The following is a 14,716-nucleotide window of genomic DNA, read 5'->3' on the forward strand; positions in this document are numbered from 1 at the left end:
AAATTAGAAATGAAGAGCTGCTCGGGGACGACGCATTTTCATGCTGATTTTTGATTGAAAATGAGTGTTCAGGTATGCGATATGCCTGATTCATTTTGTGATCATTCGTAATCTCTGTTTGAGTTTGTTTTAGGCGGATTAAAAGACCGCGCAAATTGCCCCATTCGGACAATGAATAAAATCTCCTAGATTGAGTAATCTCATGGCTTCTTCCAGACTTTCTTTTTTAGACCGCAACCTGACGTTGTGGATTTTTATTGCTATGGCACTTGGGGTGGCCATTGGGGTCTTTATTCCTCAAGCTTCGGTGGCTTTAAACCAAATGCATGTTGGAAGTGTCAACATTCCCATCGCGATTGGTTTGATCGTCATGATGTATCCGCCTTTGGCCAAGGTGGATTATGCCGCCTTGCCTGAAGTCTTTAAAGATAAACGCACGCTGACTTTGTCCTTGCTACAAAATTGGCTGATTGCACCCTGTTTGATGTTTGTACTGGCAATTGTTTTTTTACAGTCTTATCCAGAATATATGACAGGCTTGATTTTAATTGGTTTGGCCCGTTGTATTGCCATGGTTTTGGTTTGGAATGATCTGGCTTGCGGAGATAACCAATACGTTGCCGCCTTAGTTGCCTTTAACAGTATTTTCCAGATTTTGTTTTTTAGTAGCTATGCGTGGTTGTTTTTGAGCTTTTTACCCCCGTATTTCGGAGTGGAAGCGCAAGTTATTCAGGTCAGTTTCTGGATGATTACCCAAGCGGTTTTAATCTATTTGGGCATTCCATTCTTGTTAGGTTTTTTAACCCGACTCATTTTAGTCAAACAAAAAGGCATGGCATGGTACCAAACCCATTTCCTACCTAAAATTGGTCCTCTTAGTCTGATGGCATTGTTATTCACCATTGTGGCGATGTTTAGCCTTAAAGGTGGGGAAGTGGTGAGCTTACCGCTGGATGTGTTGCGTATCGCGATTCCATTGACGATTTATTTTGTGGTGATGTTCTTTATTAGCTTCTTTATGAGCAAATGGATGGGCAATAACTATGCACGTACCACGGCGATTTCCTTTACCGCAGCAGGTAATAATTTTGAACTGGCATTGGCTGTAGCGATTGCAACCTTCGGTTTGGCTTCACCAGTTGCGTTTACCACAGTGATTGGTCCCTTGGTGGAAGTTCCAGTGTTAATTGCTTTGGTCAGCGTGTCGTTGTGGTTAAGAAAAAAATATTTTAAAACTGAGGTGTTGGGATGAGTTTTGCCCATATTGATTTAGATTTACTGCCTAAACCAACCATGGAACAGGTACAAGCCAAATCCATCGAACATCCGCCTCGAATTTTACTGTTGTACGGTTCTAATCGAGAGCGTTCTTATAGCCGTTTGGCGGTACAAGAAGCAGGGCGAATTCTGGAATATTTTGGTGCGGAAGTCCGAATTTTCCATCCTAAAGGCCTGCCTTTGCCAGAAGATGTCGACCTCGAGCATGCCAAAGTTAAAGAGTTACATGAGTTGCTGGCATGGTCAGAAGGAATGGTGTGGTGTTCACCAGAACGACATGGTTCCATGAGCTCGATTTTTAAAGCGCAAATTGACTGGATTCCGCTGGCGGGAGGTGCTATTCGTGCCACGCAGGGTAAAACCTTGGCATTGATGCAGGTTTGCGGTGGCTCGCAATCGTTTAATGCCGTTAATCAAATGCGTATCTTGGGGCGTTGGATGCGCATGATTACCATCCCTAATCAGTCTTCGATTCCAAAAGCATTCTTAGAATTTGAAGAAGATGGCTCAATGAAAGATTCATCTTTCTACACCCGCATTGTGGATGTGATGGAAGAGTTATACAAATTTACGCTGCTGACGCGTGGACAATCCGCCTATCTGACCGATCGTTATTCTGAACGGGTTGAAAGCGCAGAGCAGCTATCGAAGCGTGTGAATCAACGTTCGCAATAAGATAAAAATAAACCCCGAATCTGTCGGGGTTTATTTTTGGTCATGCATTGAAATCAATTAGTAGCTTTCTGGCACTGCACTGAGAAATTCACGACGTGATTCTTTATCGGTTTTAAACTCGCCGATAAATGAAACAGTACGGGTCGTGGATTCTTGTTTTCCTACACCGCGCATCATCATGCACATATGTGCTGAATCGATCACTACAGCGACACCGCGTGCTTGAGTCACTTCAGCAACTGCTTCTGCAATTTGCTGCGTCAAATTTTCTTGAATTTGCAAACGACGGGCAAACATTTCAGTAATACGTGCAAATTTAGATAAGCCGAGGACATGGCCTTCTGGTAAATAGGCAATATGTACGCGACCATAGAAAGGAAGGAGATGGTGTTCGCAAAGCGAATAAAATTCAATATTTTTCACCAGAACCATTTCACGGTTATCCGACGGGAATACCGCTTTATTGGTGACTTCTTCTAGCGTCTTACTATAACCAGACGTTAAATACGAAAACGCTTTAGCAGCACGCACAGGTGTATCAACCAAACCTGGACGATTCAGGTCTTCACCAACGGCAGTTAAAATGTTTGCGTAGGATTGCTGCATAGACATAAGACGTTTTCACTTACTCTTATATTGAACAAGGACGGCATTGTATCAGAAAACCCAAACAATGCCGTGTTTAATATTAAAATCCGATTACTGTTTGTACTTTGGATTTTTTTCTGTACGTTTTAGTAAAACTAAAACCGCACCTGTACCACCCTGATTATCGGGCGCACTGACAAAGGCGAGCACATCACGATGCTGACGTAACCAGCCATTTACATAGGTTTTTAAAATGGCTTCAGGTCCTTTGCCATGGACAATTTTAATGACATTCTGATTTTCATCTTTTGCCATTTGAATAATTTGTAGTACCGCACTACGCGCCTGTTCGATGGTACAACCATGCAAGTCTACGGCTTCAAACCAGCGCAATTTACCGGCTTTTAAATCTTCAAAGACTTTGTGTTGCAAAGTAGCAATACGGTAGCTCAGGTTTGCTTGACTGGCCACAGGGTTGAGCATGGCTTGGGTATCCGACAGTTCAGTCATTTCTGACTCTGTGGGACCAACTGCAGCTGCACGTTTTGCTAGAACTTGGGCATCCAATTTCTTTTTGGGAGTTTTGGTTATGTGTGCCGTATTGCCCGTATCAATTTTCTGTACGCCTTGCATGGATTTAAGAAACAATTCGGCATCATCAGGCTCTGTTGCTTCAGCTTGCTTTTTAGCTTCAGCCTGCTGGGCAACCGACGTTGAATGGGGATGATTGATTTGCTTTTTAAAGGCTTTCAGTAGGTTGTACTGATCTTTAGAAAGCGATGAATCATGTTTGCTCATAATTTCAGAAATAACTGCAAGATAAGGTTTAAGCAGTAATTATAGTCTGAATTTGCGCTGAATTGAACTAAATTACATTTATGCCAAGAGGGAGAGGGATTGTCGCTTTAGTTTGAGAATGATTTTTAAATTTAATGCATTCTAGCGATAGAGATTGGAGGCGTTTATAAGGTACGCCATATTTTGGTAATTAAGGTCAACAAAACCATAATTAGTCAATATAAAATAAATTCGCTAGAACTTGAGCGTGTGCAATCAAGCCGATAGTACAAGATGATACAGGTCAGAAAAATGATTGAAATGAGATAAAGCATTTTATTTTAGTGATTATAAGAAAAGTTTTTTTCTAAGTTTGCCAGTATCAGTTTAATTATAAAAAGGGTAAAACACTGTTTTACCCTTTTTAATGTCAGTCTTAAATGTCTTTAGGTTGACCAAACAGAGCAGTAAAAGCTTGATCTGGACGAGGCTGCTTCATAAAGCTCTCACCCACGAGGAAGCTATGAATATCATGTTCCTGCATCATACGCACATCTTCTGGGGTGGCAATACCGCTTTCAGTGATCAGTAGACGCGAAGGATCAAGCAGCTTCTTCAAACGAATAGACGTGTCTAAGTCTACGTCAAAGGTTTTCAGGTTGCGGTTATTTACGCCCAATAAGCAACGATCAGACAGTTGCAGCGCGCGTTCCAGTTCTGCTTCGTCATGCACTTCAACCAAGACATCTAGATTGTGTTCGAACGCTGTTTTAGACATTTCTTCGAGTTGCTGATCAGACAAACACGCCACAATCAACAAAATACAGTCGGCATGAAGTGCACGTGCTTCTATGACATTGTACGGGTCAACCAGAAAATCTTTACGCAATGCAGGCAATGCACAGTGCGTGCGTGCAATTTGAATATTTTCATCTGCACCTTGGAAAAAATCCACATCGGTCAATACAGATAGACATGCTGCACCTGCTTGCTCATATTGCGCTGCAATTTCGGCAGGATTAAAGTTTTCACGAATAATCCCTTTAGATGGCGAGGCTTTTTTAATCTCTGCAATTACGCCAGGGCGTTTGTGCATGAGGGCCTGAGCAAAACCACGCACAGGCGTAGCGGCTTGTGCCCATTGTTCAACATCATGCAAGCTACGTTGCTTAAGGCGATCAGCCAGTTCTTCATGTTTACGATCTACAATTTTACCTAAAATCGTGTTTGCGATATCCACCATGAGGGCAATCTTCCTTAAGCTTCGTATTGTTTGAGTGTTTTTGTGAATTCAGACAGTACACTCATTTTTTCTAAAGCCTGTCCGCCATAAATGATGTCATGTGCCAACGCCACGCCTTGTTTGTAGCTTCTGGCTAAACCAGACACATAGATGCCTGCACCTGCATTCAAGGCAATCATGTCCGCCGCTTTGGCACCACGATCAGATTTATTACGACCTAAGGCATCTTTAATCAGCGCTAAACTTTCAGCAGAATCTTCAATGATCAAACCATTTAAAGTTTGTGATTCAATATTGACCTCTTCAGGATGAATCACCCATTCAGTCACTTCGCCATCTTTTAGTTCAGCCACATAGGTTGAAGAGGCAAGGCTAATTTCATCTAACCCATCTTTCGAGTGCACCACCATCACGTGTTCTGCACCGAGTTGCTTCATCACTTCTGCGATAGGGCGGCACAGTTCATTGGAGAACACGCCAATGACCAAACGCTTTACTCCAGCCGGATTCGTAAGCGGGCCGAGTAAGTTGAAGATGCTACGAATACCGAGTTCTTTACGTGGACCGACTGCATATTTCATGGCTTTGTGGTGGTTCGGTGCAAACAGGAAACCAACCCCAATTTCACGGATGCAACGTTCAGTTTGTTGCATGTTTAAATCAAGATTAATACCTGCTTGTTCTAATAAGTCAGAAGAACCAGATTTGGTTGAAACACCGCGGTTACCGTGTTTGGCAATCGTCGCCCCGGCTGCTGCAATCACAAAAGCAGAAGCAGTGGAGACATTAAATAAGTTTTGACCATCACCACCTGTGCCCACAATATCAATTAGATTAGGGACATCGCTGACATCAATTTTTGTGGCAAACTCACGCATCACACGCGCAGCGGCCGTAATTTCATCAATGCTTTCGCCTTTTAAGCGCAATCCCATCATGAGTGCACCAATTTGTGCATCTGTGGCTTCGCCACTCATGATGGTACGCATGACTTCTTCCATTTGTGGCTGGGTCAGATGGATGTTTTTGGTAATATGATTTAAAGCTTGTTGAATATTCATTTATGCATAAATCTCTAAAAAGTTTTTGAAGATTTGGTGTCCGTGTTGGCTGAGGATCGATTCAGGGTGGAACTGCACGCCTTCAACAGGCAGCGTCTTATGTTTAACCCCCATAATTTCTTCCATTGATCCATCGGCTTCTTGAGTCCAGCAAGTCACTTCAAGGCAATCTGGTAAGCTGGCTTGATCAATCACCAAAGAGTGATAGCGTGTTGCTGAAAATGGCGAAGGTAGATTGCTAAAAATGCCTTTATCACTGTGATACATGTCCGACAAACGACCATGCATAACGGTTTTGGCACGAACAATCTTGCCGCCAAAAGCTTGCCCAATACTTTGATGGCCTAGACACACTCCAAGCAAGGGAATTTTGCCTGCAAAATGTTGAATGGCAGGAATAGAAATACCTGCTTCACTCGGTGAGCAAGGGCCTGGACCAATAACCAAATACTTCGGTTGCCATCGTTCAATGTCCTCCAAGGTCACGGCATCATTACGGACAACTTTCACTTCTTGGTTCAACTCGCCAAAATACTGGACGATGTTGTAAGTAAAAGAGTCATAATTGTCGATCATGAGAAGCATTTTTTCTGCAACCTTTTGAAATTTATGCAAGTATTTAAAAATTACTATTTGGGTACTCAATTGAATACTCAATATGAAGAAAGCTCCCTTATTTAATGAACAAAATAAAGCCGCTTTCTTAAGCGGCTACTGTAGCAGATTCTGATGGGTTTGTGACAACTGACTGAACATAAGAAAGTGGGCAGTCACGCTTTGAACCTTCTTAAAATAGTTTGTAATATTGTTCAGCATGCATTCACCTATTGAGCTCTTGGGGGATATTCAGGATCGGGGAAAATCCTTGTATTCAATCCATCTTGTTCTTTCGCTGTGTGTTGAGTACTGGTTAATAGTATTCATAGACCCTCGAAAATTTCGAAAGCAACATTAACCAAAGTAACTAAGTAAGCGACCTCAAACTTTCACTTACTTGTGCTCGTTTTTCCTTGGTTTATCATGAAAAAATATAATTTAATCAGATATATAATACTATCAATAGACAGAAACCGAAGAGATCATCAAGGCTGCGTACTATATTCGCTGATTGGGATGATGGCTGGGTTGTTCTTAGCTAAAGTTGGCTAAGATAATTGAATCTGCTGGGCGGATTAGGGGAGGGTAAGGCGTTTGTTAAATATACATCTTGTGTGTAAAAAATAGGCGCTATATTCCGTTAGCAATCTGGTATAAACTATTTTTGATTCAACAATAGACACTATAAAATAATGAAAAAATTATTAATAACAATGCCTTTGATCTTCCCATTGGTCGCGTGTATGTCATCTCCACCAGTTCAACAATCGCAACTCTATTTTAATGGCGATATTGTGACGATGGTGGGAGATCAACCTCAATATGTACAAGCGATTCTTGTTCAGGGAGGTAAAATTAGTTTTGTTGGCGATGTGGCCGATGCTCGGAAAATTGCACCTCAAAGCCGTGAAATTAATCTGGATGGTAAAACGCTGCTGCCAGGTTTTATTGATGCGCATGGACATGCTTATAATGCAGGATTTCAGGCGATCGCTGCTAATTTACTTGCACCACCAGATGGTAATGTAAATAACATTGATTCACTTATTCAAAACTTAAGGCAATGGAAAACCGATAAAAAGAACATTGTCGGTAAATATAAGTGGATTATTGGATTTGGTTATGACGATGCGCAATTAAAAGAACTGCGTCATCCTACTGCGGATGAATTGGATAAAGTCTCGAAAGAGGATCCTGTCTTAGTTATTCATCAATCAGGGCATCTGGGGGCGATGAATCATAAAGCGCTAGAGTTGGCAGGCTATACGGCTGATACGAAGGATCCAGCTGGTGGTGTCATTCGTCGTGAGAAAAATTCGAATGTGCCAAATGGTGTGCTAGAAGAAATGGCAATGTTTCAGCCCTTATTCGCAATCATGGCGAAATACGATAAAGATGCAAATGAAAAAATTGCCCTTGCCGGTATTAATGCCTATCTCCGCTTTGGATATACAACCTTGCAAGAAGGACGAGCCACAGCCGATATTTGCGAAACATGGAAGGATTTGGGGCAACAAAATCGTTTAACGGTAGATATCGCTTGTTATCCGGATATTCAGGCGCAACAGCCTTATTTAGAGAGCCATGGAACACAAAAATCTTATAGCAAGCATTTTCGGATCGCGGGCGCCAAACTTTCTTTGGATGGTTCACCCCAAGGGCGAACTGCATGGCTAACTCAGCCCTATTTGATTCCGCCAGAAGGGCAGCCGAAAACATATGTAGGTTACCCTGCAATTCCAGATGAAAGTAAAGTTGATCAATTGGTTGCAACGGCCTATAAAAATAATTGGCAGATCTTAGCGCATACCAATGGGGATGCAGCCTTAGATGAATATCTCAGTGCCGTGGACAAAGCCGCTCGAAAATATGGTAATAACGACAGAAGAAGCGTTGCCATTCATGCCCAGACGGCTCGGTTTGACCAGTTAGATCGTATGAAGCAATTGCAGATCATTCCTTCATTCTTTGCAATGCATACCTATTACTGGGGAGATTGGCATCGTGATGTTACCTTTGGCAAAGAACGCGCATATCGCATCTCTCCAGGGCAAACAGCTTTAAATAAAGGCATGATCTTTACACAACACCATGATGCACCCGTTGCATTACCCAATAGCCTGATGGTTTTATATGCAACGGTCAACCGCATTAGTCGCTCAGGCGATGTGATTGGACCAGCAGAACGTGTCAGCCCTTATCACGCCTACCACAGGTCTTTTTCCTAAATTTTTGGTCACTAATTCATACGCAGCTTTTGCTGTTTCAGCAGAAATGCCGGTGTCAAATACAATCCAGCCAGTTTTACCTTTAATAAATGTAATATTGGAAAGGTCATAACCACGGACTTGATAAATATTATCTGTAACTTTGAATAAGCCATACTGTACGTTTAATTGTGCATTACGCCATAGGCTGGGATTGACTGTAGCAGGGGCGGGTTTATCTATACTAATAAATTTGGTGTAACTATCCATGTCCCAAACGATATTACCCTTCGTATCTTTAATAACTAATGATGCTGGTTTGTCAATAAAACCACGGGTTGCATTTTTAAAATCTTCGGTGTCGTTAAAAGGTAAGGAGTTTAATACCTCTTTATTGGCTTTTATTGTTGCTGCTGATGCTGTCCCTTCAGCAAAAGCGTCTGCACTGACAAATAGAGAAGTTGCTGTTAGTAGTCCTAATAGAAGTTTCTCATTTCTAATTTTCATAGTTATACTCCAGTGTTAGGTGCATTGTTGTGTATTAATTATTAAGAGCGCTGGTAGACTTTTTTTATATCATATTTTTTTTTAATCTTGCATTATTTTTGAGCTGATTATCCTATTTTTAAAGCTGAGTTTTTTTTCTCAAAATTTCTGATCTTGTGCACAGGACATGACCCAAAATATTTATTATCGAAAAGCCTGCTAGGTGCAGGCTGTTTATTTGTTTTTTACAGGATGTAGGGGACATTTCTGCATCATGACTAAACGAGAATCGCGTTAAATGTGGGGTAAACCGCATTGCATGATTCTAATTTTGGTGTCCTGAATCGCATCTTTGACCATCGCTTGAAATTCTTGCATATGTGCGGTTTGCATATGCTGTTCCAAATGGCTTAAAGACTGCCATTTTTCAAACATAATAATCGAATTGCTAGGCGTGTACTGAAAATGAGCTTTGTTATCTAGATCCTTATAAAGCTCATATCCATAACAGCCGGACTCCTTTAACACCAATGGCGTTACTTTTCTAAAAGCATTTAGCACAGTGTCAAAATGTTCAGCACGGTCTTTAATTTGAATTTCTGCAATCACGGTCAGCATCATGAAGTCCTTTATACTGCAAAATGTCTATCTAAATGTGCGCGATAAGCGGCTAAATATTGCGGGACGTTCGGGGCTTTAATGACGTCATTGACAATAAAGGTTTCTAAAGCTTGCATGCCCAAAAATTGATTGGCCTTATGAAAAGGCAGATAGACGCCATCCACACCCACACCTTCAAAGAATTGTGCTTGATCTTGAAAGGCTTCAAGGGGGGCATTCCAAGTGAGCGATAACATATATTTTTTATTGTGAATGAGTCCGCCTGAACCATATTTCTTGTGTACATCACTACGGGAGCGACCATCATTGGCATATAAAGTGCCATGACCTAAAGTAAAAACATCATCAATATACTTTTTCATGGTCCATGGAGCGCCCATCCACCAGCCTGGCATTTGGTAAATGATCACATCTGCCCAAACATAGTTGCTAATTTCTTGCTGAATATCATAGTCAGCATCTGTACGAGTCACTTTCACCGTATAACCGTGTTGTGCAAGATGTGATAAAGCAAACGTAGTCAGGGTATTGTTCAGTTCACCATTTGAATGTGCAAATTGTTTTGCGCCATTCACAATCAAAATATTCTGCATGAAAAGACCTAAGTGTTATGTTGCAATTTAGGCGTGAGTATAAAAATGAGATTAAGTTTGAAAAAGTAATGAATCTGCAAAACATTATTGAGTAAAAATCAACAATTATGTCAATCAGCCCTGTATCTGTCCGATAAAGGTGATGCGTAAAATTTTTGAAAAAGTTGAATAATTTTAAATACAGTTGTAAGCAGCATTGTCTATTGTTACATTCAGCTGAATTTTACCAAGACTAAGTTGAGCTATATGTCGCCGCGTTTAGCCACAGCGATTGGCTTATGTGCCATTTTGTTCTGGGCTTCTATTGTAGGATTATTAAGACAGGTCACTGAGGGCTTTGGTGCAATACTTGGGGTTTGCTTAATCTATACCTTGAGTTCAATCATCTTATTGATTTTATTTAGACCTCCTCAATTCAGTGCATTTCCAAAAAAATATTTGCTTTTGGGTTCAGGCTTGTTTGTTTCTTATGAGTTATGTTTGTCACTGTCTTTGGCTTTTGCGCAAAACAGTCAGCAAGCTGTTGAAGTCAGTATTATTAATTATTTATGGCCCAGCCTCACGGTCTTGCTTTTAATCTTGACTCGCGAGCAAAAATTTCATCCTTTAGTGCTATTGGGAATAGTGCTGACTTTATTTGGCATTATTCAAGTCCAAGTGGGGAATGGCGAGTTTAGTTTTCATCAGCTTACATACAACATCGCCTCGAATCCTATCAGCTATGTTCTGGCCTTTATCGGGGCTTTTATTTGGGCTAGCTATTGTGTAGTCACCAAGAAATTGGGTAACGGTCAAAATGCCATAGCCTTGTTTTTCTGCCTGACCTCTGTGGCTTTGTGGCTTAAATTTATATGGATCGGGAATTTCGAAATTCCTGATGTGCAATTGCATACCCTAATATATTTATTTTTGAGTGCTGCGGCATTCGGATTGGGTTATGCCGCTTGGAATGTAGGCATTTTGCATGGCAATATCCAGCTGCTGACTGCTGCGTCCTATTTTACCCCGATTATTTCATCGCTGATTGCGATGCATTTACTCAATTTAGAACTGACTTGGTCTTTTTGGCAGGGGGCAGTTTTGGTCTGCTGTGGTTCATTTTTATGTTGGTGGGCGACCCGAATTCGCACATAGAAAAAGGAGATGCTTGATCTCCTTTTTTTTGATTATGCCGAAATAGGGACGATGTTATTTGGGGAAAATAAAGGAGGCAATTAAACGACCACCCCATTCTTTAGCGCTACCAGTTGTGTCATCAGCCCAGTAACGTACACCACCACCGATACTGATCAATTGTCCATTCAAATTCACAATTTTAGTTGCAGTCATATTAATCGGGACCACTGCATCTTCACTGTTCCAATCGTAAGTGGTTTCAGTGTTCAGTGTCAGTGTCAAACTGCTTGGGTAAGTGTAGCTGACGAAAGGTTGAATAAAAGTACTGTTGACCCCTTCGGCATTGTCTTTATGTTCAACCGCCCAAATATGATTGACAAGTGTGCCTAATGTCCAGCCTTCTATTTGTTTTAACACGACGGCTGTCGGTCCAAGACCCCATTGATCTGCGCCCAAGGTCTTTTCGGAAGCAGTCGGAAATAGCATGGCAGGACCCACCCCCCAAATAATGCCACCAGGACCGGGTTCAGCAGGGGAAATGAATAAACTTTGTACCGTATCACCCGTTCCCCAATCATCATCTTTAGCACTATCGCCATACGTTTGCACCACAACAGGCAGCACAGTACGTGAAATCAAATTCCAGTCTTCATTCAAACTAATCGGAATAACGGGCTGAATGTTGAGTTGATAGCGTTCTATGTCTTCATTTGCACCGATTTTTTCATCATAGTTAAACTGAAAAGGCACACTTACCATATTGGCGACGGGATTGGATAATTGTTTGGCCAGATCCGCCGTATCTGCGGCATAACTAGTTGCGGTAAGAAGAGTACAAATACCAAAACATATACTTTTTTTCATAATCTACCTCTGGGTGATCAGCTGGTATTACATTGTTTTCAAGTATGACGATTAGATGTAAATTTTAAGCTGTATCAATTTTTGTTAATGTTCCTGTTTTACAGGTTCTGAAGTTATTTATTAGCAACATTTATTTCTCTAGATGTTTGCTTCCTACCTTGAATATACGTCTTGTTATGATAAGGAGATGTAGTTGCCATCCATTTTTGTAGTATTGGTCAAATTTCTAATCATGTCTATAATTTCAGCGAATTTTTATCAACAGCCTAAGTGTTGTTAAGCTTTCTTTGGCCAAGTCTAGATGGGGCTGATTGAGACAATTCTTGTTTTTTGCATGTCCGGTTTTAATTGTCATAAAGTGGTGCATTATTGGGATAGAGGATGGTCCGATACAGTGAAGGCATAGTGGATTGGGGCTTCACAGCCCAAAAAATTGAGTGAAATATGCATTTGGTCGATGTAATTAAATATTAAATATCAGAAAAAATGATAAGTAGCGGAGAGCATTATTATTAAATCAAAATATCGTCTGTATTTTAATCTTAAAAATGCACCGCATTATGTCATTCACATTAATTTGCACTATTTTGGTTCTTTTTGTGTCATGGTTTTAAACCGAATAATGAAAATGTTTGAATATGGTGCATTTCATTTTTCTAACAGTATAATAGGGTCAAAGCAAAGTTTGAAAATTTTGTATTCTGATAAATAATTCAATGTTTTAGCTTTGCTTTTTGAAAGTTGGTATGAGAATTGCTTTATAACTGCCAACTACTAACACGCACTCCACGGGTGCAACAAAAAATCATCGGAGCAAAATGAGCATGGCGAACAAGGTCCTACAACTCATCCAAGAAAGTGGCGCAAAATGGGTCGATTTCCGCTTTACTGATACTAAAGGTAAGGAACAACACGTAACTTACCCAGCAGATACTATCGACGAAGATACATTTGAAGATGGTAAAATGTTTGATGGTTCTTCTATCGCTGGTTGGAAGGGTATTGAAGCGTCAGACATGATCTTACGCCCAGATGCTGAAACTTGTTTCCTCGACCCGTTCTTTGCTGAGCCTACAGTAGTTGTTACTTGTGACGTTATTGAGCCATCAACTGGTCAAGGTTATGACCGTGACCCGCGCTCGATTGCACGTCGTGCAGAAGAATACCTAAAATCTACAGGGATTGGTGATACTGCATTCTTTGGTCCAGAACCAGAATTCTTCGTATTTGACGAAGTGAAGTGGGACATCGACATGTCTGGCGCTCGCCATACATTGATCGCTGAAGAAGCAGCATGGTCTACGGGTAAAGACTATGAATCAGGTAACTCTGGTCACCGTCCACGTGTTAAAGGTGGTTACTTCCCAGTTCCTCCTGTAGATTCTTCACACGATATGCGTGCAGACATGTGTGCAAAAATTGAAGACATCATGGGGCCAGGTCGTGTAGAAGTACATCACCACGAAGTTGCATCTTGCCAATTAGAAATTGGTGTAAGCTTCAACACAATGGTACGTAAAGCTGACGAAGTACAACAGTTCAAATACGCAGTTTGGAACGTTGCGCACCAATATGCTAAAACAGCTACTTTTATGCCTAAGCCAATGGTTGGTGACAACGGTTCAGGTATGCACGTTCATATGTCGATCTCTAAAGACGGCAAGAACTTGTTTGCAGGTGATGAATACGCTGGTCTTTCTGAAATGGCGCTTTACTTCATCGGTGGTATCATCAAGCACGCTCGTGCATTGAATGCCATTACTAACCCTTCTACGAACTCGTACAAGCGTTTAGTACCACACTTTGAAGCACCAATTATGCTTGCTTACTCAGCACGTAACCGTTCTGCTTCTATCCGTATTCCTTACGTTTCTAGCCCTAAAGGCAAGCGTATTGAAGCTCGTTTCCCAGATCCAATGATGAACCCGTACTTAGGTTTCGCGGCATTGTTAATGGCGGGTATCGACGGTATTCAAAACAAGATTCACCCAGGTGAAGCTGCAGACAAGAACTTGTATGACCTTCCTCCTGAAGAAGAAGCAAAAATCCCTACAGTTGCGCATAGCCTAGATATGGCTCTTGAAGCACTTCAAGCGGATCACGACTTCTTATTAAAAGGCGGTGTATTCACTAAAGAAATGCTTGATGCTTACATCGAACTTAAAACTGAAGATGTACGTCGTCTTAACACGACAACTCACCCAGTTGAATTCGACATGTACTACAGCTTGTAATTCTTTTAAGAAGAATGACTGTAAAAAAACCCGCCTCGTGCGGGTTTTTTTTGTATCATGGTTGCACATAGAAATTTAGTCTTCAAATTTATGGCACAGCGGAAAAAACAGACCGGCTTTTATCCTTGGGTCGATGTCAAAGATCACACTAAAGGTTTTAAATTAAACTTTTCACCCGTCGTGTATATAGAGGTCGCACGTACAGCTGAGGGGTATAAGCAGGTAGAGTTTGTAGGTTTAAAAAGTCCTGAAATGGCTTTGGATTATGACTATCCGCAAAGTTTTTATATCAGTACGGAAGGTTTTATTTTACAAAAGTTGCCTAATGGGCAGTTTGAAATCATTGCCAAGACCGATAATTGTTAAATAATTCTGT

The 14,716-nt window shown here is 41.1% G+C and carries 15 protein-coding genes; 6 read left to right on the forward strand and 9 right to left on the reverse strand.

Annotated elements, in window-relative coordinates:
- Positions 1 to 202: 202 nt before the first annotated feature.
- Complete coding sequence (arsB, locus tag ACX17N_RS04270) at positions 203 to 1,252, forward strand: ACR3 family arsenite efflux transporter (RefSeq protein WP_458891325.1); 1,050 nt, start codon at positions 203 to 205, stop codon at positions 1,250 to 1,252.
- On the forward strand, positions 1,249 to 1,953 hold the full coding sequence (arsH, locus tag ACX17N_RS04275; RefSeq protein WP_458891327.1) for an arsenical resistance protein ArsH: 705 nt from the start codon (positions 1,249 to 1,251) through the stop codon (positions 1,951 to 1,953). The genes arsB and arsH overlap by 4 nt, the downstream gene beginning before the upstream one ends.
- Positions 1,954 to 2,010: 57 nt before the next feature.
- Here arsH and folE read toward each other — a convergent pair whose 3' ends face one another.
- From folE to ACX17N_RS04300, 5 genes are all read right to left on the reverse strand, one after another.
- The gene (folE, locus tag ACX17N_RS04280; protein ID WP_171069590.1) at positions 2,011 to 2,559 is read right to left on the reverse strand and encodes a GTP cyclohydrolase I FolE; all 549 of its coding nucleotides are present in this window, start codon (positions 2,557 to 2,559) and stop codon (positions 2,011 to 2,013) included.
- A gap of 93 nt (positions 2,560 to 2,652) precedes the next feature.
- Positions 2,653 to 3,339, reverse strand: coding sequence for a Smr/MutS family protein (locus tag ACX17N_RS04285; RefSeq protein ID WP_458891328.1), 687 nt, complete (start codon positions 3,337 to 3,339; stop codon positions 2,653 to 2,655).
- A gap of 415 nt (positions 3,340 to 3,754) precedes the next feature.
- Positions 3,755 to 4,561, reverse strand: coding sequence for an indole-3-glycerol phosphate synthase TrpC (trpC, locus tag ACX17N_RS04290; protein WP_458891329.1), 807 nt, complete (start codon positions 4,559 to 4,561; stop codon positions 3,755 to 3,757).
- Between the two features lie 14 nt (positions 4,562 to 4,575).
- Positions 4,576 to 5,622 (reverse strand): anthranilate phosphoribosyltransferase, encoded by a 1,047-nt coding sequence (trpD, locus tag ACX17N_RS04295; protein ID WP_458891331.1) that lies wholly within the window; start codon positions 5,620 to 5,622, stop codon positions 4,576 to 4,578.
- Positions 5,623 to 6,207: an anthranilate synthase component II gene (locus ACX17N_RS04300; protein WP_100241397.1), complete on the reverse strand. Its 585-nt coding sequence runs from the start codon at positions 6,205 to 6,207 to the stop codon at positions 5,623 to 5,625. It abuts the gene before it with no gap.
- 755 nt (positions 6,208 to 6,962) lie between these two features.
- Here ACX17N_RS04300 and ACX17N_RS04305 point away from each other — a divergent pair.
- A complete protein-coding gene (locus ACX17N_RS04305) occupies positions 6,963 to 8,447 on the forward strand; it encodes an amidohydrolase (RefSeq protein ID WP_458891332.1) in 1,485 nt (494 codons plus the stop codon).
- On the opposite strand, the gene ACX17N_RS04310 is transcribed toward ACX17N_RS04305, so the two are convergent.
- From ACX17N_RS04310 to ACX17N_RS04320, 3 genes are all read right to left on the reverse strand, one after another.
- The gene (locus ACX17N_RS04310) at positions 8,379 to 8,933 is read right to left on the reverse strand and encodes a hypothetical protein (protein WP_458891333.1); all 555 of its coding nucleotides are present in this window, start codon (positions 8,931 to 8,933) and stop codon (positions 8,379 to 8,381) included. The genes ACX17N_RS04305 and ACX17N_RS04310 overlap by 69 nt on opposite strands.
- Positions 8,934 to 9,206: 273 nt before the next feature.
- Complete coding sequence (locus tag ACX17N_RS04315) at positions 9,207 to 9,530, reverse strand: putative quinol monooxygenase (protein WP_458891334.1); 324 nt, start codon at positions 9,528 to 9,530, stop codon at positions 9,207 to 9,209.
- An 11-nt stretch (positions 9,531 to 9,541) separates the two neighbouring features.
- A complete protein-coding gene (locus tag ACX17N_RS04320) occupies positions 9,542 to 10,126 on the reverse strand; it encodes an NAD(P)H-dependent oxidoreductase (protein ID WP_458891335.1) in 585 nt (194 codons plus the stop codon).
- 246 nt (positions 10,127 to 10,372) lie between these two features.
- On the opposite strand from ACX17N_RS04320, the gene yddG reads away from it, so the two are divergent.
- Entirely contained in the window at positions 10,373 to 11,260 is an 888-nt protein-coding gene (gene yddG, locus ACX17N_RS04325; RefSeq protein ID WP_458891336.1) for an aromatic amino acid DMT transporter YddG, read from the forward strand.
- A gap of 54 nt (positions 11,261 to 11,314) precedes the next feature.
- Here the strand turns inward: yddG and ACX17N_RS04330 are convergent, their stop codons facing one another.
- Entirely contained in the window at positions 11,315 to 12,106 is a 792-nt protein-coding gene (locus ACX17N_RS04330; protein WP_458891337.1) for a transporter, read from the reverse strand.
- An 818-nt stretch (positions 12,107 to 12,924) separates the two neighbouring features.
- Here ACX17N_RS04330 and glnA point away from each other — a divergent pair.
- Entirely contained in the window at positions 12,925 to 14,340 is a 1,416-nt protein-coding gene (glnA, locus tag ACX17N_RS04335) for a type I glutamate--ammonia ligase (RefSeq protein ID WP_458891338.1), read from the forward strand.
- 90 nt (positions 14,341 to 14,430) lie between these two features.
- Positions 14,431 to 14,706 (forward strand): hypothetical protein, encoded by a 276-nt coding sequence (locus tag ACX17N_RS04340; protein ID WP_458891607.1) that lies wholly within the window; start codon positions 14,431 to 14,433, stop codon positions 14,704 to 14,706.
- Positions 14,707 to 14,716 lie beyond the last annotated feature (10 nt).

The organism is Acinetobacter sp. GXMZU3951 (assembly GCF_054457875.1).

What these genes read in the sequence shown, in the direction of transcription:
- arsB (WP_458891325.1), top strand. Translation starts at nt 203, where the DNA reads ATGGCTTCTTCCAGACTTTCTTTTTTAGACCGCAACCTGACGTTGTGG.
- trpD (WP_458891331.1), bottom strand. Translation starts at nt 5,622, where the DNA reads ATGAATATTCAACAAGCTTTAAATCATATTACCAAAAACATCCATCTG.
- yddG (WP_458891336.1), top strand. Translation starts at nt 10,373, where the DNA reads ATGTCGCCGCGTTTAGCCACAGCGATTGGCTTATGTGCCATTTTGTTC.
- trpC (WP_458891329.1), bottom strand. Translation starts at nt 4,561, where the DNA reads ATGGTGGATATCGCAAACACGATTTTAGGTAAAATTGTAGATCGTAAA.
- ACX17N_RS04340 (WP_458891607.1), top strand. Translation starts at nt 14,431, where the DNA reads ATGGCACAGCGGAAAAAACAGACCGGCTTTTATCCTTGGGTCGATGTC.
- ACX17N_RS04310 (WP_458891333.1), bottom strand. Translation starts at nt 8,933, where the DNA reads ATGAAAATTAGAAATGAGAAACTTCTATTAGGACTACTAACAGCAACT.
- arsH (WP_458891327.1), top strand. Translation starts at nt 1,249, where the DNA reads ATGAGTTTTGCCCATATTGATTTAGATTTACTGCCTAAACCAACCATG.
- ACX17N_RS04305 (WP_458891332.1), top strand. Translation starts at nt 6,963, where the DNA reads ATGTCATCTCCACCAGTTCAACAATCGCAACTCTATTTTAATGGCGAT.
- ACX17N_RS04315 (WP_458891334.1), bottom strand. Translation starts at nt 9,530, where the DNA reads ATGCTGACCGTGATTGCAGAAATTCAAATTAAAGACCGTGCTGAACAT.
- ACX17N_RS04300 (WP_100241397.1), bottom strand. Translation starts at nt 6,207, where the DNA reads ATGCTTCTCATGATCGACAATTATGACTCTTTTACTTACAACATCGTC.
- ACX17N_RS04330 (WP_458891337.1), bottom strand. Translation starts at nt 12,106, where the DNA reads ATGAAAAAAAGTATATGTTTTGGTATTTGTACTCTTCTTACCGCAACT.
- ACX17N_RS04320 (WP_458891335.1), bottom strand. Translation starts at nt 10,126, where the DNA reads ATGCAGAATATTTTGATTGTGAATGGCGCAAAACAATTTGCACATTCA.
- ACX17N_RS04285 (WP_458891328.1), bottom strand. Translation starts at nt 3,339, where the DNA reads ATGAGCAAACATGATTCATCGCTTTCTAAAGATCAGTACAACCTACTG.
- folE (WP_171069590.1), bottom strand. Translation starts at nt 2,559, where the DNA reads ATGCAGCAATCCTACGCAAACATTTTAACTGCCGTTGGTGAAGACCTG.
- glnA (WP_458891338.1), top strand. Translation starts at nt 12,925, where the DNA reads ATGAGCATGGCGAACAAGGTCCTACAACTCATCCAAGAAAGTGGCGCA.